The organism is Franconibacter helveticus LMG 23732 (assembly GCF_000463115.2).
In the GTDB taxonomy this organism is placed as follows: domain Bacteria; phylum Pseudomonadota; class Gammaproteobacteria; order Enterobacterales; family Enterobacteriaceae; genus Franconibacter; species Franconibacter helveticus.
Window position 1 is genome coordinate 108445 of the sequence record NZ_AWFX01000045.1, and the last position, 17905, is coordinate 126349.

The 17905-nt window shown below is 55.6% G+C and carries 15 protein-coding genes; 10 read left to right on the forward strand and 5 right to left on the reverse strand.

Translation table 11 applies throughout. From position 1 onward, the window contains the following. Positions 1–7: 7 nt before the first annotated feature. Genes fruA through fruB form a run of 3 tightly spaced genes read right to left on the reverse strand, consistent with a single transcriptional unit; the run spans position 8 to position 3790 of the window. The gene (gene fruA / locus DW56_RS12995) at positions 8–1705 is read right to left on the reverse strand and encodes a PTS fructose transporter subunit IIBC (protein ID WP_024552921.1); all 1698 of its coding nucleotides are present in this window, start codon (positions 1703–1705) and stop codon (positions 8–10) included. 16 nt (positions 1706–1721) lie between these two features. Then, complete coding sequence (fruK, locus tag DW56_RS13000; protein WP_024552922.1) at positions 1722–2660, reverse strand: 1-phosphofructokinase; 939 nt, start codon at positions 2658–2660, stop codon at positions 1722–1724. Then, positions 2657–3790, reverse strand: coding sequence for a fused PTS fructose transporter subunit IIA/HPr protein (fruB, locus tag DW56_RS13005; protein ID WP_024552923.1), 1134 nt, complete (start codon positions 3788–3790; stop codon positions 2657–2659). The genes fruK and fruB overlap by 4 nt, the downstream gene beginning before the upstream one ends. A gap of 369 nt (positions 3791–4159) precedes the next feature. Between fruB and setB the strand changes: the two genes are divergently transcribed. Continuing rightward, the gene (gene setB, locus DW56_RS13010; protein ID WP_024552924.1) at positions 4160–5341 is read left to right on the forward strand and encodes a sugar efflux transporter SetB; all 1182 of its coding nucleotides are present in this window, start codon (positions 4160–4162) and stop codon (positions 5339–5341) included. On the opposite strand, the gene DW56_RS13015 is transcribed toward setB, so the two are convergent. Beyond that, positions 5338–5592: a YkgJ family cysteine cluster protein gene (locus tag DW56_RS13015; protein WP_024552925.1), complete on the reverse strand. Its 255-nt coding sequence runs from the start codon at positions 5590–5592 to the stop codon at positions 5338–5340. The genes setB and DW56_RS13015 overlap by 4 nt on opposite strands. A gap of 168 nt (positions 5593–5760) precedes the next feature. Here DW56_RS13015 and yeiP point away from each other — a divergent pair, with 168 nt between their 5' ends. Then, positions 5761–6333 (forward strand): elongation factor P-like protein YeiP, encoded by a 573-nt coding sequence (gene yeiP, locus DW56_RS13020; protein WP_024552926.1) that lies wholly within the window; start codon positions 5761–5763, stop codon positions 6331–6333. 102 nt (positions 6334–6435) lie between these two features. On the opposite strand, the gene uxuA is transcribed toward yeiP, so the two are convergent. Continuing rightward, the gene (uxuA, locus tag DW56_RS13025) at positions 6436–7626 is read right to left on the reverse strand and encodes a mannonate dehydratase (RefSeq protein ID WP_024552927.1); all 1191 of its coding nucleotides are present in this window, start codon (positions 7624–7626) and stop codon (positions 6436–6438) included. Between the two features lie 206 nt (positions 7627–7832). Here uxuA and DW56_RS13030 point away from each other — a divergent pair, with 206 nt between their 5' ends. The 8 genes from DW56_RS13030 to DW56_RS13065 all read left to right on the forward strand — a co-directional run bounded on the left by DW56_RS13030 (position 7833) and on the right by DW56_RS13065 (position 17905). Then, complete coding sequence (locus DW56_RS13030) at positions 7833–9299, forward strand: mannitol dehydrogenase family protein (RefSeq protein WP_024552928.1); 1467 nt, start codon at positions 7833–7835, stop codon at positions 9297–9299. Positions 9300–9413: 114 nt separating this feature from the next. Continuing rightward, positions 9414–10391 carry a CobW family GTP-binding protein gene (locus DW56_RS13035; protein WP_024552929.1) on the forward strand — a complete coding sequence of 326 codons (978 nt, stop codon included), beginning with the start codon at positions 9414–9416 and terminating at the stop codon, positions 10389–10391. A gap of 45 nt (positions 10392–10436) precedes the next feature. Then, a complete protein-coding gene (locus DW56_RS13040) occupies positions 10437–11141 on the forward strand; it encodes a phosphatase PAP2 family protein (RefSeq protein WP_024552930.1) in 705 nt (234 codons plus the stop codon). Positions 11142–11567: 426 nt separating this feature from the next. Then, positions 11568–12137 (forward strand): bifunctional murein DD-endopeptidase/murein LD-carboxypeptidase, encoded by a 570-nt coding sequence (gene mepS / locus DW56_RS13045; protein ID WP_024552931.1) that lies wholly within the window; start codon positions 11568–11570, stop codon positions 12135–12137. Positions 12138–12302: 165 nt separating this feature from the next. Beyond that, the gene (locus DW56_RS13050) at positions 12303–13865 is read left to right on the forward strand and encodes a cyclic di-GMP phosphodiesterase (RefSeq protein WP_024552932.1); all 1563 of its coding nucleotides are present in this window, start codon (positions 12303–12305) and stop codon (positions 13863–13865) included. 109 nt (positions 13866–13974) lie between these two features. Continuing rightward, on the forward strand, positions 13975–15780 hold the full coding sequence (locus DW56_RS13055; RefSeq protein WP_029589829.1) for an extracellular solute-binding protein: 1806 nt from the start codon (positions 13975–13977) through the stop codon (positions 15778–15780). 8 nt (positions 15781–15788) lie between these two features. After that, positions 15789–16886: a microcin C ABC transporter permease YejB gene (locus DW56_RS13060; protein ID WP_024554634.1), complete on the forward strand. Its 1098-nt coding sequence runs from the start codon at positions 15789–15791 to the stop codon at positions 16884–16886. Beyond that, positions 16883–17905 (forward strand): microcin C ABC transporter permease, encoded by a 1023-nt coding sequence (locus DW56_RS13065; protein WP_024554633.1) that lies wholly within the window; start codon positions 16883–16885, stop codon positions 17903–17905. The genes DW56_RS13060 and DW56_RS13065 overlap by 4 nt, the downstream gene beginning before the upstream one ends.

A 17905-nucleotide genomic window follows, 5' to 3' on the forward strand; every position in this document is an offset into this window, starting at 1 on the left:
GCGAACCTTACGCGGTTTTGGCCGCCAGCTCCGCTTCCGGACGCTTAAGGAAAGCGTAAGCCAGACCCGACACCAGCGTACCGGCGACGATGGCGATCAGATAACCCAGCACCGGTGTGATGGCGCCCGGGATAAGCAGTACGAAGAGACCGCCGTGCGGCGCCATCAGCTTCGCGCCTACCGCCATGGAGATAGCGCCGGTTACCGCCCCGCCCACAATGCAGCACGGGATAACGCGCATCGGGTCGCGGGCCGCGAACGGAATAGCGCCTTCGGAGATAAAGCACAGGCCCAGCACCAGCGCCGCCTTGCCCCCTTCCTGCTGGCCTTTGTCGAACTTACGACGCGCCACCAGGGTCGCAATGCCCATCGCCAGCGGCGGAACCATACCGGCCGCCATAATCGCCGCCATCGGCGCGTAAACCTGGGAACTCAGCAACCCTACGCCAAATGCGTAAGCCGCTTTGTTCACCGGGCCGCCCATATCAGTACACATCATGCCGCCAAGAATGGCGCCCAGCAGTACTGCGTTTGCGGTTCCCATGCTTTGCAGCCATGCGGTCAGGCCAGCCAGAATTTTCGCCACCGGCGTACCGATAACGTAAATCATCGCCAGACCGACAATCAGGCTTGAGAACAGCGGGATAATAAGGATAGGCTTCAGCGCCTCCATGCTCGGCGGCAGCTTCAGCTTGCCGCTGATCGCTTTCGCGACATAACCGGCAAGAAAGCCTGCGAGAATACCGCCGATAAAACCGGAGCCGGTGCTGACAGCGAGCATGCCGCCAATCAGCCCTGGCGTCAGACCCGGACGGTCTGCGATAGAAAAGGCGATAAAACCGGCCAGAACCGGCACCATGAGAGCAAACGCCGAGCCGCCGCCGATTTTCATCAGCGCCGCCGCCAGCGTCCCTTCCTGTTTGAACGCTTCAATACCGAAGACAAACGAAAGCGCAATCAGCAGGCCGCCTGCGACAACCATCGGCAACATGTAAGAGACGCCGGTCAGCAGGTGACGATAAGCGCCGCCGCCCTGCGATTTCTGGTCCGCAGACGCGGAAGATGCCTGGCCGGAAGGCTGATACGGTTTCGCTTCAGCCAGCGCTTTATCGAACTCCTGGGCGGTTTTTTTCAGCGCCAGACCCGTAGAGGTGCGGTACATCGGTTTGCCGGCAAACTTCGCCAGGTCCACTTCGATATCCGCCGCGACGATCACCAGATCCGCCTGCGCCACCTCTTCCGGCGTAATAGCGTTGCCTGCGCCTACGGAGCCGCGGGTTTCCACTTTGGCCCACCAGCCGCGTTTTTTCGCTTCGGTTTCGATGGCTTCCGCCGCCATAAAGGTATGCGCGACGCCGGTCGGGCATGCGGTTACCGCGACAATGCGTTTCTGACCGCCAGCCGTCGGCGCAGCGACCGGCGCTGCGACGGCCGGTGCGCGGTAAGGCTGCGCTTTTTCTTTGGCCTCGCCAAGGAAAAGCGCCGGATGCGCGACGGCGCGATCGATTTCGCCGACGAACACGTTTTTGCCGTTGAGCGAGCTGTCGGACGGCAGGTTTTTGCCAAGGACGATAACCAGTTCCGCGTCGTTCGGATTATCAGTCAGTTCAAGATGCGCTTTCTGCGCCGCCGCACCGAGCAGGGTCTTCGCCATATAGGCGCGAGCCTGGCCGAGCGCGGAGTCAATAATCAGCAGCGTTTTCATTATGCCTCTCCTGCTGTCAGTTAAAAGGTTGTAAGTCGACGCGCGCCATCATCGCCGCCAACTGAGTGCGATCGGTCACCCCGACATTGCTCTGGCTGACGGCAAGGGCCGCCACCGCCGTGGCAAGACGTAACGTGTGCTCGCTTGATTCACGCATCAGCAGACCGTAAATCAGGCCGCCGACCATAGAGTCGCCGGCGCCAACCGTGCTGACCACTTCGCAGGCAGGCGGTTTGGCTATCCATTCACCGGATGCGTTAACCCATAAAGCGCCTTCCGCGCCGAGCGAGATAACCACATGGGCGATGCCTTGATCGCGCAGGGCGTGAGCCGCTTCAATCACGTCTTTCAGCTCCGGCAGCTTGCGCCCTGCCCAGATTTCCAGCTCGCGACGGTTAGGCTTCACCAGCCACGGCGCGGCTTTCAGGCCCGCCACCAGCGCTTCGCGGCTGCTGTCGAAAATAATGCACGGACACTGGCTGCGCAGGCGCGTCATCCAGTCGGTGAAGGCTTCCGGGCTGACGCCCGCCGGCAGGCTGCCGCTGACGCAGACCATGTCGAACTGACCAAGCCAGCTCAGAGAGTCATTAACAAACCGCTCCCAGTCCGCGCCGGTGACGTCAAAGCCGGAGAAGTTGAAGTCGGTCACTTCGCCATCTTTTTCCGTCAGCTTGACGTTAATGCGGGTGCGGCCCTGAACCACCTGAAAACGGTTGGCGATGCCCAGTTCGCTGAAAAGTTGCTGAAAGCCGTCCTGGTTATCTTTGCCAAGGAAGCCGCCGACGGTCACGTCGATGCCTAAGTCCTTCAGCACTTTTGCAACGTTGATGCCTTTACCCGCTGCGTGCAGGCCGGTGGTGCGCACGAGGTTGACTTCGCCGCGCTCGATTTCCGGCGTAAAGCCGACAAGATCATAGGCGGGGTTAAGGGTAATAGTAGCGACGCGTCTGCTCATGCTGCGCCCTCCCCGAGACCAGAAGCGATGGCTTCGCCGATGGCTTTCAGCGCGGCTTCAGCATCGTCGCCCTGCGCGGTAAAGCGCAGACGGTGGCCTTTCTTCACGCCAAGCGCCACCACCTTCATCAGGCTGCGGCCATTGGCCGGTTTGCCCGTACCGTCAAGGTTGACGACGGTGATATCGCTATTGAATTGCTTAATGGTATTTACCAGCATGGTGCCCGGACGCGCATGCAAACCGTGTTCGTTGCGTACGGTAAACTCAGCGCTCAGCACATCTTCTTTCAGCGCGTCGTCGCTGGTCAGCAACGCAAGCAGCGTCGGCGCATCGGCGCTCAGCAGACGGTCAGCTTTCTCGCTTAAGAGTATGTCGCTCAGGCGCTTAAGCACCGGCAGCGGCTGCTCATCCGCCATGGCGATCGTCACCAGCAAACCGACTTTTTCGCCGTTCGCTTCAAAAGCGTTTGCCGGGCGGCTTACCGCTACAGCGCTGGCAAGGTTGCCCTGCGCGCTGTCGGCAAACCAGACGCCCTGCCCTAAATTCAGCGGCGCGTCGGTGATTGCCTGGCTTACGAAGGCGGCATCCACTGCGCCGACGGCTTTCAGACGACCTGCGTTCAGCGCCTGCAACGTAACCAGATCGGTTGCGGCGACATCAAGGCTGAACATGTCATTATCAAGCTTCAGCGAATCGCCCTGTTTCTCGCCCATCAGCAACGCGCGCAGCTCTTCCGCGCTGGTGGTGGTTTTAAGCTGTTCAGCAATGGCGTCATCGCTTAACACATGCGTTAACTGACGCAACAGCCCCAAATGCTCATCGGAACTGGCGGCAATGCCGATAGCCACATAAGCCACCTGATCTTCGCCCCAGCGAATGCCCTGCGGAAACTGAAAAACCTGTACGCCGGTTTTCAGCACCTGGTCGCGGGTGTCGGTAGTGCCGTGCGGAATGGCGATGCCGTTGCCTAAGTAGGTGGAGGTTTGCTGTTCGCGGGCGAGCATGCCATTAACATAGCCTTCAGCCACATTGCCTGCTTTCACCAGCGCGTCAGCAACCTGACGGATGGCTTCTTCTTTATTGTTGGCGCTGGCGCCGGGATGGATATCCTGAACAGATAACTGGAACATGGTCTCCTCGCTTGCTGAAAGTGAATCGTTTCAGCCTTTCTGAGAAAAAAGGCGTTACCTTAAGTTTGTGAAAAGCTGAAGATAACGCTGAAACGTTTCAAGAAGTGTGAGGACTTCCGATACGCTCCGCAAGAAAAGCCGTTAAAGCGATGTTGATTTTTAGATGTGTCGCACATTTCCAGATCTTTACACTCTGTTAGCTGAACCGTTCTTCACCAATACCCTTTCTTCCTTTATGGATTTCAGCTTCACTTCAGCAAAAATTAAAACGCCTTTTTGATTATTCGTGTGGCGTATGATCCAGACCGCTGTTTATTTGTCAGCAAGGCGCGTAAACTTCGCCTTCCCTTGTGAACATGTTCGATTTTTATGCAAAACATTCCTGCTGCGGCGCGCCCGCGCTCGCTGGATGCGGCTTCCGCCTCTTTTTTAATTGTAGCTTTTTTAACCGGCATTGCCGGGGCGCTGCAAACTCCTACGCTTAGCCTGTTCCTGACAGAAGAAGTGCATGCGCGCCCGGCGATGGTGGGCTTCTTTTTTACCGGCAGCGCTATCATCGGCATACTGGTCAGCCAGTTTCTGGCGGGCCGTTCGGATAAAAAAGGCGACCGTAAATCGCTTATTTTCGTCTGCTGCCTGCTGGGCGCGCTTGCCTGCGTGCTTTTTGCATGGAACCGGAACTACTTCATTTTGCTGTTCGTCGGCGTTTTTTTGAGCAGCTTCGGCTCTACCGCGAACCCGCAGATGTTTGCGCTGGCGCGCGAGCATGCCGACCGGACCGGCCGCGAAGCAGTGATGTTCAGTTCAATATTGCGCGCGCAGGTGTCGCTGGCCTGGGTCGTGGGGCCGCCGCTGGCTTATGCGCTGGCGATGGGCTTCGGCTTTGAAGTGATGTATTTGAGCGCGGCAGCAGCGTTTGTTGTCTGCGCCCTGATGGTGTGGGGTTTTCTGCCTTCAATGCGTAAAGAGCCGCAGGCGACCTCCACCACGCTTGAAGCGCCGCGCCGCAATCGTCGTGACGCCCTTTTGCTGTTCGTTATCTGCACGCTGATGTGGGGCACCAACAGCCTTTATATTATTAATATGCCGCTTTACATCATCAATGAACTGCACCTGCCGGAAAAGCTGGCCGGGGTGATGATGGGAACCGCCGCCGGGCTGGAAATCCCCACGATGTTGATAGCGGGCTACTACGCAAAGCGCTTCGGTAAGCGTTTTTTGATGCGCGCGGCGATTGTCGGCGGCGTGCTTTTTTATATTGGCATGATCACGCTGACCAACCCGATAATGTTGCTCGCGCTGCAACTGCTGAACGCGATTTACATCGGTATTCTCGCCGGTATCGGCATGCTCTATTTTCAGGATCTGATGCCGGGCCAGGCGGGCGCTGCCACCACGCTTTATACTAATACAACGCGCGTAGGCTGGATTATCGCCGGTTCGCTTGCCGGGGTGATTGCGGAAATCTGGAACTATCACGCCGTTTTTTACGTGGCGCTGGTAATGACTGCCGCCGCGGTATGGTGTCTGTGGCGAATCAAAGATGTTTAGGGCGCGGTGAGCGCTTCAAGATGGATGAGATAGTCCATCGCCTGCTGGCGGCTGGCGCCGCACATCTCAAGCGCGGGTTGCAAACCGCCGCATACCTTCGGGCGCAGCGGAGAGCCGAACAGCTTACAGCGCTTGCGCTCGTCAAGCTGCACGCAGGGGGTATTCGCCGGCTTGCCCTCTGGCATTCCCGGAATGGGGCTCGATATTGAAGGCGCGGTACAGCAGGCACCGCAGTCGGGACGACATTCCATAATGACCTCAGCCGGGCAAACAGGCGCGGACTTTATCAGGCGCCGCCCGCAAAGACTATCGACTTTTTGCGCAACGCTGCGAAAGCGGTGAAATCCGCTTGCCTGGCTGGCGCCTCGCGAGTACCTTGTCGCGATATTTTCGCTATCCCAAATTAACAGGACACTTCGATGCCAAGAGCTAACGAAATTAAAAAAGGTATGGTGCTCAATTACAACGGCAAACTGCTGATTGTAAAAGACATTGATATTCAGTCACCGAGCGCGCGCGGCGCCGCCACGCTTTACAAGATGCGTTTTTCCGATGTGCGTACCGGTCTGAAAGTCGAAGAACGTTTTAAAGGCGACGACATTGTCGATACCGTAACCCTGAACCGCCGCTTCGTGGATTTCTCCTACATAGACGGCAACGAATACGTGTTCATGGATAAAGAAGACTACACGCCTTATACCTTCACGAAAGATCAGATTGAAGAAGAGTTGCAGTTTATGCCGGAAGGCGGCATGCCGGACATGCAGGTGCTGCTGTGGGACGGCCAGCTGCTGGCGCTGGAGCTGCCGCAGACCGTAGACCTGGAAATTGTGGAAACCGCGCCGGGCATTAAAGGCGCTTCAGCAAGCGCGCGCAACAAGCCAGCGACGCTGACGACTGGTCTGGTGGTGCAGGTGCCGGAATACCTCTCTGCGGGTGAGAAGATCCGTATTCATATTGAAGAAAAACGTTATATGGGCCGCGCAGACTAACAGGCCCGCGCGCCTGGCAGCATTTCGCTTGCCGGGCAATAAAAAACCGGCACGCTCGCCGGTTTTTTTATGCTTTTCTCAGGCCTGGTTGAGCCAGCCCGATTACAGCAGTTCAGGATATTTCGTCATTTTCAGCGCCAGCTCAACGCCGCGCACTTCAGCCATCCCCTTAAGACGCCCAATCGCCGAATAGCCGGGATTCGTTTTCTTACGCAGATCGTCAAGCATCTGGTGTCCGTGATCGGGACGGAACGGGATAGGACGCAAGTCGCCCGCTTTTTTACGGCGCAGTTCTTCCGTCAGGATCGCATTCACCACCGCCACCATGTTGACATCGCCGTTCAGGTGCGCCGCCTCATGGAAGGTTTTCGGGTTCGTTTCACGGCAGGTTGAACGCAAATGGGTGAAATGAATACGGTCGCCAAAAGTTTCAATCATCCGCACCAGGTCGTTATCCGCGCGTACGCCGTAAGAGCCGGTGCACATAGTGAAGCCGTTGTTAATGCTGTCTACGGTTTCTTTCAGCCACTGCATGTCTTCAATGGTCGAGACAATGCGCGGCAGACCAAGGATTGGACGCGGCGGATCGTCCGGATGCACCGCCAGGCGCACGCCCGCTTCTTCAGCAACCGGCACAATAGCGCGCAGGAAATAGGCCATATTCTCGCGAAGCTGGGCCTTATCAATACCTGAATATTCCGCAAGGCGGGCGCGGAATTGATCAAGCGTATAGCCCTCTTCCGCTCCCGGCAGACCGGCAATGATATTGCGCGTCAGCTTGTCGATTTCCGCTTCGCTGGCGTCGTTGAAGTAGGCCAGCGCCTGGCGCTGTTCTTCTTCGCTGTAATCCGCCTGCGCCCCTTCGCGCTTGAGAATATGCAGTTCGAAGGCGGCGAAGGCTATCTGGTCGAAACGCAACGCTTTTGAACCGTCGGGCAAAACATACTCCAGGTCCGTACGCGTCCAGTCGAGGATCGGCATGAAGTTATAGCAGACGGTATCGATGCCGCAGGCGGCAAGATTGCGAATGCTCTGCTGGTAGTTAGCGATATGCTTATCGAAGTCGCCGGTGTGGGTTTTAATCTCTTCATGCACAGGAATGCTTTCCACGACTGACCAGACCAACCCTTTTTCCGCCAGCAGCGCCTGACGCGCGCGGATCTCTTCCACCGGCCAGACTTCGCCATTCGCAATATGATGCAGCGCCGTTACTACGCCGGTCGCGCCTGCCTGACGTACATCATCCAGCGATACCGGATCGTTCGGGCCATACCACCGCCAGGTTTGTTCCATGACCATCCCCTCGTTAAGTTGTTATACCAATCAAAATAATGCTGATGACGACTACCATACATGTTTATGGATAACGGTCAAACCAGCCGCCACCATTGATTGATCCAGCTCACAAACCCCGGATATTTACGGCACACCAATTTAATTTGCTGTCATATAACTTTACACTGGTTTTGTTAAATGATGGTTAATAAGGTATGTACTAAATGAATACAATTGCCTCCGCAACGCTGCCCGATTCGGTCAAACGTCCCCGCTACGATCGCAGTCATTTACAGAGCCGCATCGTGCATTTCGGCTTCGGCGCGTTTCATCGCGCGCATCAGGCCTTGTTAACCGACCGGGTGCTTAATGAGCAGGGCGGCGACTGGGGAATTTGCGAAATCAGTCTGTTCAGCGGCGATAAGCTAATGAGCGACCTTCGCGCGCAGGATCATCTCTATACCGTGCTGGAAAAAGGCGCCACGGGCAACCAGGCGTACATTATCGGCGCCGTAAATGAGTGCCTTAACGCGAAGCTTGATGGCATGGAGGCAATCATTGAAAAATTTTGTGAGCCGCAGGTCGCCATCGTTTCCCTGACTATCACGGAAAAAGGCTATTGCATCGACCCGGCGACCGGCAAGCTTGATACGCACAACGAGCGCATCATTCACGACCTGGAAAACCCTCACCAACCGCATTCGGCTCCAGGTCTGCTGGTTGAAGCGCTGCACCGCCGCCGTGAACGGGGCCTTGCGCCTTTTACCGTGCTTTCCTGCGATAACATTCCTGATAACGGCCATGTCGTCCGCCAGGCCGTAGTGGGTATGGCGCAAAAACGCAGCCCGGAACTGGCGCAATGGATTAGCGAGCAAGTGACGTTCCCGGCGACGATGGTTGATCGTATCGTGCCCGCCGCGACCGACGAATCCCTTGCGGAAATTGCAGATACGCTGGGCGTGCAAGACCCTTGCGCGATTAGCGCCGAACCGTTCATTCAGTGGGTCATTGAAGATAATTTCGTCGCAGGCCGTCCTGCCTGGGAGACCGCTGGCGTGCAGCTGGTTGACGATGTCCAGCCCTGGGAGCAGATGAAGCTGCGTATGCTGAACGGCAGCCACTCTTTCCTGGCTTATCTGGGCTATCTGGCGGGATATCAACATATCAGCGATTGCATGCAGGACAGCCATTTTCGCCAGGCGGCGCGCCAGCTCATGTTGCAGGAACAGGCGCCGACGCTTCGCATTACCGGCGTTAACCTGGAGGAGTATGCGGACAGCCTGATCGAGCGTTTCAGCAACCCGGCGCTGAAACACCGCACCTGGCAAATTGCGATGGACGGTAGCCAGAAACTGCCGCAGCGCATGCTGGAAAGTATTCGCTGGCATCTTGCAAACGGCGGCGACTGGTCGCTGCTGGCGCTCGGCGTGGCGGGCTGGATGCGCTATGTCAGCGGCGTGGATGAAAAAGGCGAAGCGATAGACGTGCGCGACCCGCTGAGCGAAAAAATTCGTGAGCGGGTTGAAAACAGCGCGCCGGAGAATCGCGTTGACGCCCTTCTCGCTTTACAGGCGATTTTTGGCGCCGATCTGCCGCAAAATCCCATTTTCGTGCACAGCCTGAAGGCCGCCTGGCAAACGCTCTCCCGCCTCGGGGCCAAAGAAGCGGTCGCCCGCCTCGTCAGCCGCTAAATTTAACCATCCATGCTTTATAAGGGCGGCGTTCCTCGTCGCCCTTTCTTCTTTCTTCTCTTTGCTCTGGTTTTTAGAGACTATTGTTGTTTTCTCTTTTGTTCCGGAGCGCGCGTGACTAAAACCAACCTTATTACTGGCTTCCTTGGCAGCGGTAAAACCACCACGATTTTGCACTTGCTGGCGCAAAAAGACCCGGCGGAAAAGTGGGCCGTGCTGGTGAATGAATTTGGCGAAGTGGGCATCGACGGCGCCCTGCTTGCCGACAGCGGCGCGCTGCTTAAAGAGATCCCCGGCGGTTGTATGTGCTGCGTTAACGGGCTGCCGATGCAGGTTGGCCTGAATACCTTGTTGCGCCAGGGCAAGCCGGACCGTTTGCTGATTGAACCGACCGGACTTGGTCACCCGAAACAGATCCTCGATATGCTGACAGCGCCGGTTTATGAGCCGTGGATAGATTTGCGCGCCACCCTTTGTCTGCTCGACCCCCGCCAGTTGCTGGATGAAAAAAGCGTGAATAACGAAAACTTCCGTGACCAGCTGGCGGCGGCGGACATCATCATCGCCAATAAAAGCGATCGCGCCGACGAAGCCAGCAGCCAGGCGCTGGATAAATGGCGCGCTGAACAAGGGGAAGGCCGCGAGGTGGTATTCGCCACACAGGGAAAAATTGACGGCGCATTGCTTGATAAACCGCGCGAGAATCAGCGCGAGCTGCCGGTAAGCGCAGAACACAGCCATTCTCACCCCGGCAATCGCGGTCTGGCGGCGCTAAGCCTTGGGCAGAACCAGCGCTGGCGGCGCAATCTCAATCATGGCCAGGGCTACCATGCCTGTGGCTGGATTTTCGATGCCGATACGGTATTCGACACTATCGGGCTGCTGGAATGGGCGCGGCTTGCGCCGGTTGATCGTGTTAAAGGGGTGCTGCGCATTCCTGAAGGGCTGGTGCGTATTAACCGCCAGGGATTCGATTTAAATATTGAAACGCAGAATGTCGCGCCCCCTGACAGCCGCATTGAACTGATAACGCAAAATGAAACGGACTGGAACAGCCTGCAATCCGCTTTGTTGAAGCTTCGTTTAAGTTAGTGGGGCTAACTTTGCCCCTTTGCTGATTAAACTGTGACTCCGATCATGAAAACTCGTTTACCGCTTATCCTGCTGCTGAATGCCGCGGGCGTAGCGCTATTTCTTTCCTGGTTCCTGCCAGCTAACCATGGTTTCTGGTACGCCATTGATACGGGCGTCTTTTCATTTTTCAACCAGCAGCTGGCGGTGAACCGACCGTTCTTATGGTTCGTGGCTATTACGAATAATCGGGCGTTCGATGGCTGCTCATTGCTGGCGATGGGCGCGCTTATGCTTTGGCACTGGCGCCGCGGCCTGCCTGCTGAACGTCGCCGCATCGTGCTGATGGGCCTGGTCATGTTGCTGGTGGCCGTGGTGCTTAACCAGCTCGGCCAGAAACTTTTACCGGTTACGCGCCCCAGCCCGACGCTGACCTTTACCGGCATAAACCGCGTCAGCGAACTCTTGTCTATTTCAACCAAGGATGCGTCCAAAGACAGTTTTCCTGGCGATCATGGCATGATGCTGCTTATTTTCGCAGGGTTTATGTGGCGATATTTTGGTCAAAAAGCATTCGCCATCGCTTTAATTATATTTGCGGTTTTTGCTTTGCCGCGCATGATGATTGGCGCGCACTGGTTTACCGATATATTTGTAGGTTCACTTTGTGTTGTGCTGGTGGGGCTGCCCTGGTGTCTGTTAACCCCTCTTACGGATAAGGTTATTGACGCATTTGATCGCACCCTTCCCGGTAAAAAACAAACAATTTAATAACATTTAATTAAAATTATTATAAGCATTGTCATCAGGGATCGTTTTCGATCCCTGATTGTTTCAGCAGCGTTAATTTCAGTTAAATATCATTACCACGCTGACTATTATTTAATAATCTGATGATCAGGCTGTTTTTAGCGCTTTTCTGCCCTCTGTTACACAACTACACACTTTCCTTTTTTCACATCACAATTTCTTATAAAAAAAGCGATAAAACCACTCGCCAGACAGGGTTTGATCGGGTAATCTCGGTCTCGTTTTGCTTTCAAGGCTGCATTCGCGGCGCTGAAAATAAAAATGTGCGTTTCTGCACAATTTCGATCAATCGGAATTGTCTCATCACGCATGGGTAATTAGTCTCGTCACGTTTGGCATTTTTATAACGATATTTATCGTTAAGGACATCAAGGGAAAATAATTAATATGGTCAAATCTCAGCCGATTTTGAGATATTTTCTGCGGCTCGTACCCGCAGTCGCAGTTGCGGTACTGCTGTCCGCCTGTAGCTCAACCAACACCGCAAAGAATATGCATTCTGAGACGCATGCAGTCGGTAATAAAGATGGCTTTTTACTGCAAGCCTCTCAGGATGAATTTGAAAACATGGTCCGCAATCTCGACGTTAAGTCGCGCCTTATGGATCAGTATGCCAGCTGGAAAGGCGTCCGTTACCGTCTGGGCGGCAGCACCAAAAGCGGCATCGATTGTTCCGGTTTCGTACAACGTACTTTTCGCGAACAGTTTGGCTTAGAACTTCCGCGTTCTACCTATGAACAGCAGGAAATGGGTAAAAGCGTCGACCGCACGAAGCTTCGTACCGGCGATCTTGTACTCTTCCGCGCTGGCTCTACCGGCCGCCACGTAGGTATTTATATCGGTAATAACCAGTTCGTACACGCCTCCACCAGCAGCGGCGTCATGATCTCCAGCATGGACGAGCCTTACTGGAAAAAGCGCTATAACGAAGCGCGCCGGGTATTAAGCCGCAGTTAACATTGTCCCCCTTGATGACAAACGTTGACGAACAATAAAAAAACGCTGCTCCGGCAGCGTTTTTTTATTATCTGCGCCTGTGTAAAATTATCGCCAGCCGCTTTTCCGGCTACGTCAGCAGCACTACGCCAAACGCCAGCCTCGTCTATACGGGAGCCCGACCGAATGCCGTTAACCCATTTTTCTTCCAGGCTGTCGACGCCCAAAAAAATCGTGGCGAAAAGCGTTACCGTCGGCTTGCTTATCGCCCTGCTGGCGGGCGGTTTCTATACCCTCTATCTTCACCACAAGCGCGAACAAGCCTGGACGCTGCTGGCAAAAGATATCCAGCATTATCTCTCGCACTATTTTCACGAGCTGAAAACCACGGCGGATGCTTTACAGCCGCTGACGTTCGCCGATTGTTCAATGGTTTCTTCCGAGCTGACTTCCCGCGCCGCTTTTAACGTCAACGTACGGGCGTTTTTACTGATTCAGGATGACACTGCTTACTGTTCTTCAGCCATCGGCGCTATACGTCTGCCGCTAACAGAGCTAATGACGTCGATTGATCCTGACAAACCTGTCGACATGAATATCATCGAAGGCACGCCCATGGTGCCCGGCAAACCCGCTATCGCCATGTGGTTTCGTAACCCGGCGGATAACAGCCGCGGCATCTTCACCATTTTGAATGTTAATCTCACGCCTTATCTGCTCTTTACCGCTCGCCAGAGAGATATTACCGGGATTGCGCTGGTGGTGGGCAACGAGGCGCTGACAACATTTGAAACCGGTATCCTGCACACCGGAGATCTGCCCGGGAAGCCTTTACGCGCCGCCAGTATCGCCGGTTATCCTATGCAGATTTATCTCTACGGCAACGTCTGGCCAGTAGAAGATATCCAGCTTTCGGTGCTGACTGGCATCCTGAGCGGCCTGCTGGGCGGGGTGCTGACCGGCTATTTGCTCTACTCCCGCTCCCGTTCAGGTAAAGAAATTTTAACCGGCATAAAACGCAACCAGTTCTTTGTGATGTACCAGCCGGTTGTTGAATCTGGCGAACTGCGCATGACGGGCGTGGAGGCCCTGATGCGCTGGGAACACCCCGAAGCGGGGATGATCCCGCCCGATGCGTTTATCAGTTTTGCCGAAGCGCAGCAGCTTATCGTGCCGCTGACGCGCCACCTGTTTAAGCTCATCGCCGCCGATGCGCCGCAGTTGCAAAAAGTGTTGCCGCCCGGCGCCAAGCTTGGCGTAAACATCGCCCCGGGCCATTTGCACTCCGCCAGCTTTAAAGAGGATATTCGTCATTTCGCCGCCTCTTTGCCGCCCAACTATTTTCACATCGTATTTGAAATCACCGAGCGCGATATGATTCAGGAGAAAGAGGCGCTGGGCCTGTTTCAGTGGCTGCATGATGAAGGGTTTGAAATTGCGGTGGATGATTTTGGCACCGGCCACAGTGCGTTAATTTACCTTGAGCGTTTCAAACTGGACTATTTGAAAATCGATCGCGGTTTTGTTAACGCCATCGGCACCGAGACGCTCACCTCACCCGTGCTGGATGCCGTAATCACGCTTGCGAAGCGGCTTAATATGGACACGGTCGCCGAAGGGGTAGAAACGGCGGAACAGGCGAAATGGCTGCGCGAACAGGGCGTAACCTATTTACAGGGATATTATTTTAGCCGCCCGCTGCGCCTGGCGCAGCTTAGCCAGGCTTCGGCAATCCCGGAAAACGATTAGTCGCTCAACGGTTTCCCTCATCGCGTCCCTCCCTTATTATGCTCAAACCCTCCGCCAGTAGAGCAAGACCGGCACTGGCGATAATAAGGACTTTTTAACAGGCTATCTCATGTTTGCACGCGCGCTTGTAGTACTGCTGATCCTGTTTGGTGCGGCTTGTCATGCCGAACAAATCAATGAGAGCTACTCTCTGGCTGTTCTGGGAGAGCCTAAGTACGCCGTCAATTTCACCCATTTCGACTACGTTAACCCGGCTGCGCCAAAAGGCGGCAGCGTGACGCTTTCGGCTATCGGCACATTTGATAACTTTAACCGCTACGCCCTGCGCGGCAACGCCGCCGTGCGTACGGAGTCGCTTTACGACCCGCTGTTTACTACGTCAGATGACGAGCCGGGCAGTTATTATCCGCTGGTGGGAGAAATGGTGCGCTACCCGCAAGACTTCTCATGGGCGGAGGTAGAGATTAACCCGCGCGCGCGGTTTCATGACGGCACCCCCATTACGGCTGACGATGTCGCTTTTACCTTTCATAAATTCATGACGGAAGGGGTGCCGCAGTTTCGTCTTTATTACAAAGGGGCGACGGTGAAAGCCATCGCGCCGCTGACGGTGCGTATCGAACTGGCGAAACCAGGCAAAGAAGATATGCTGGGCCTGCTTTCGCTGCCGGTTATGCCCAAAAAATTCTGGAAAGATCACAAGCTCAGCGACCCGCTCGCCCGTCCGCCGCTGGCCAGCGGCCCGTATCGCCTTACCGATTTTCGCATGGGCCAGTACGTGGTCTATTCACGCGTTAAAGATTACTGGGCGGCGGACCTGCCGGTTAACCGCGGCCGCTGGAACTTCGACACGCTGCGCTATGACTACTATCTGGATGACAACGTCGCTTTTGAAGCGTTTAAAGCAGGCGCGTTCGATTTTCGTCCTGAAACCAGCCCCAAAAACTGGGCGACGCGCTATACCGGCAAGAACTTCGACAGCCATTACATTGTGAAAGAAGAGCAAAAGAACGAAGCGGCGCAGGATGCGCGCTGGCTGGCGTTTAATATTCAGCGCCCGATGTTCGCCGACCGCCGGGTGCGCGAAGCCATCACGCTCGCCTTTGATTTCGAATGGATGAACAAGGCGCTGTTTTACGGCGCTTACAGCCGCCCCGTCAGCTATTTTCAAAATACCGAATACGCAGCCCGCAATTATCCGGACGCCGCCGAACTTACCCTGCTCGCGCCGCTGAAAAGCGAAGTGCCGCCCGAGGTCTTTACTTCCATTTACCAGCCGCCGGTTTCTCGTGGCGACGGGTTTGAACGCGACCACCTGCTTGAAGCCCTTGAGCTGTTAAAAGCCGCTGGCTGGACATTAAAAAATCAAAAACTGGTTAATGAAAAAACCGGCCAGCCTTTTACGTTCGAATTGTTGCTTTCGGCTGCGGGCAATAACCAGTGGGTGCTTCCTTTCCAGCACAACCTTGCACGGCTTGGCATTACCATGTCCATTCGGCAGGTTGATAACTCACAAATGACCAACCGCCTGCGCAAGCGGGATTACGATATGATCCCGACGCTGTATCGCGCTATGCCCTGGCCAGGCGGCGACTTGCAGATCTCCTGGGCTTCGGCATACATTGATTCCACTTATAATTCCCCCGGTGTGCAAAACCCGGCGGTGGATAAACTTATCGCGCAGATACTGGAAAACCAGGGCAATAAAGAGAAACTCCTGCCGCTGGGCCGCGCGTTGGACAGAGTGCTGACCTGGAACTATTACATGCTGCCGATGTGGTACACCTCCTCAGACCGTTTCGCCCGCTGGGATAAATTCTCCCGTCCCGGCATTCACCCTGTTTATTCACTGGGTTTCGACACCTGGTGGTATGACGTTAATAAAGCGGCGAAGCTGCCTGCGGCGCGGCGCTGAGGAACGACATGGGCGCTTACCTTATCCGTCGTTTGCTGCTGATCATCCCAACCCTCTGGGCCATCATTACGCTGAACTTTTTTATTGTGCAGATAGCCCCTGGCGGACCGGTCGACCAGGCCATCGCGGCCATTCAGTTCGGTCACGGCAGCGGCGTGCCGGGCGTCAGCGCCGAAGGAGCAAGCACCTCGCATGCGAGAGCGGGTGTGAGCACGCCAGGGGAGAGCCAGTATCGCGGCGCGCGTGGGCTGGACCCGGAAGTGATAGCCGAGATAACCCACCGCTACGGTTTTGATAAACCCCTGCATGAACGTTATTTCACCATGCTGGGCGACTACCTGCGTTTCGACTTCGGCGATAGCCTGTTCAGAAGCGCCTCTGTAGTGCAGCTGATTGGCGACAGCCTGCCGGTCTCGATAACGCTTGGGCTGTGGAGCACTTTAATTATCTATCTGGTTTCCATTCCGCTGGGCATTCGCAAAGCGGTGCATAACGGCAGCGGGTTCGATATCTGGAGCAGCGCATTTATCATTATTGGCTACGCGGTACCCGCTTTTTTATTCGCCATTCTGCTGATTGTGCTCTTCGCCGGCGGCACCTGGTTTGATATTTTTCCGCTGCGCGGGCTGGTGTCGGCGAATTTCGATACGCTGCCCTGGTATAAAAAAATCACCGATTACCTCTGGCATATCACCCTGCCCGTGCTGGCGACGGTGATTGGCGGCTTTGCGGCGCTGACCATGCTCACCAAAAACGCTTTTCTGGATGAGATCCGCAAGCAGTACGTTGTGACGGCCCGGGCGAAAGGGGTGGGCGAAAAGCAGATCCTCTGGAAACATATCTTTCGCAACGCCATGTTGCTGGTAATTGCAGGCTTTCCGGCTACGTTCATCAGCATGTTTTTTACCGGCTCGCTGCTGATTGAAGTGATGTTTTCGCTTAACGGCCTGGGGCTGCTCGGCTATGAAGCCACCGTCTCGCGCGACTACCCGGTGATGTTTGGCACGCTTTATATCTTCACGCTGATTGGCCTGCTGTTGAATATCCTGAGCGATATCACCTACACGCTGGTCGACCCACGTATCGATTTTGAGGGACGCGGATGAGTCGATTAAGCCCGGTTAACCAGGCCCGCTGGGCGCGGTTTCGCCGCAACCGCCGCGGTTATTGGTCATTATGGATTTTTGCGGTGATTTTTATCCTGAGCCTCTTTTCCGAACTGCTTGCCAACGACAGACCGCTGGCGGTGCACTTTCAGGATCGCTGGTATTTTCCGGTTGTAAAAGATTACAGCGAAAGCGACTTCGGCGGCCCGCTCGCTACCCGCGCGGATTACCAGGATCCGTGGCTTCGCCAACAGCTTGAATCTGGCTGGACGCTGTGGGCGCCCGTGCGCTTTGGCGCGAATGCGATTAACTATGCCACCGACGTTCCCTTCCCCTCCCCGCCTTCAGGGCAAAACTGGCTTGGCACCGACGCCAACGGCGGCGACGTGCTGGCGCGTATTCTTTACGGCACGCGCATTTCGCTGCTGTTTGGTCTGATGCTGACGTTAACCTCAAGCGTTATCGGCGTGCTCGCGGGCGCGATACAGGGCTACTACGGCGGCAAGGTGGATTTATGGGGGCAGCGCTTTATTGAGGTCTGGTCCGGAATGCCGACGCTGTTTTTAATTATCCTGCTTTCAAGCGTGGTGCAACCTGGCTTCTGGTGGCTGCTCGCTATCACCGTCATTTTTGGCTGGATGAGCCTGGTTGGCGTGGTGCGCGCCGAGTTTCTGCGCACCCGCAATTTTGACTATATCCGCGCCGCCCAGGCGCTGGGCGTCAGCGACCGGGCGATTATGTGGCGGCACATGCTGCCTAACGCCATGGTCGCAACGCTGACTTTTCTGCCGTTTATCCTTTGCGGCTCGATAACGACCCTGACCTCGCTCGACTTTCTGGGCTTCGGTTTGCCGCTCGGTTCGCCTTCGCTTGGTGAATTGCTGTTGCAGGGCAAAAATAATCTCCAGGCCCCCTGGCTTGGCATTACTGCCTTTTTCTCGCTGGCGATTTTGCTTTCGTTATTAATTTTTATCGGCGAAGCGGTGCGCGACGCCTTCGATCCGGGCAAGGCGGTCTGA

Coding starts and splice junctions, on each gene's coding strand:
- fruA (WP_024552921.1), bottom strand. CDS start 1,705: ATGAAAACGCTGCTGATTATTGACTCCGCGCTCGGCCAGGCTCGCGCC.
- fruK (WP_024552922.1), bottom strand. CDS start 2,660: ATGAGCAGACGCGTCGCTACTATTACCCTTAACCCCGCCTATGATCTT.
- fruB (WP_024552923.1), bottom strand. CDS start 3,790: ATGTTCCAGTTATCTGTTCAGGATATCCATCCCGGCGCCAGCGCCAAC.
- setB (WP_024552924.1), top strand. CDS start 4,160: ATGCAAAACATTCCTGCTGCGGCGCGCCCGCGCTCGCTGGATGCGGCT.
- DW56_RS13015 (WP_024552925.1), bottom strand. CDS start 5,592: ATGGAATGTCGTCCCGACTGCGGTGCCTGCTGTACCGCGCCTTCAATA.
- yeiP (WP_024552926.1), top strand. CDS start 5,761: ATGCCAAGAGCTAACGAAATTAAAAAAGGTATGGTGCTCAATTACAAC.
- uxuA (WP_024552927.1), bottom strand. CDS start 7,626: ATGGAACAAACCTGGCGGTGGTATGGCCCGAACGATCCGGTATCGCTG.
- DW56_RS13030 (WP_024552928.1), top strand. CDS start 7,833: ATGAATACAATTGCCTCCGCAACGCTGCCCGATTCGGTCAAACGTCCC.
- DW56_RS13040 (WP_024552930.1), top strand. CDS start 10,437: ATGAAAACTCGTTTACCGCTTATCCTGCTGCTGAATGCCGCGGGCGTA.
- mepS (WP_024552931.1), top strand. CDS start 11,568: ATGGTCAAATCTCAGCCGATTTTGAGATATTTTCTGCGGCTCGTACCC.
- DW56_RS13050 (WP_024552932.1), top strand. CDS start 12,303: ATGCCGTTAACCCATTTTTCTTCCAGGCTGTCGACGCCCAAAAAAATC.
- DW56_RS13055 (WP_029589829.1), top strand. CDS start 13,975: ATGTTTGCACGCGCGCTTGTAGTACTGCTGATCCTGTTTGGTGCGGCT.
- DW56_RS13060 (WP_024554634.1), top strand. CDS start 15,789: ATGGGCGCTTACCTTATCCGTCGTTTGCTGCTGATCATCCCAACCCTC.
- DW56_RS13065 (WP_024554633.1), top strand. CDS start 16,883: ATGAGTCGATTAAGCCCGGTTAACCAGGCCCGCTGGGCGCGGTTTCGC.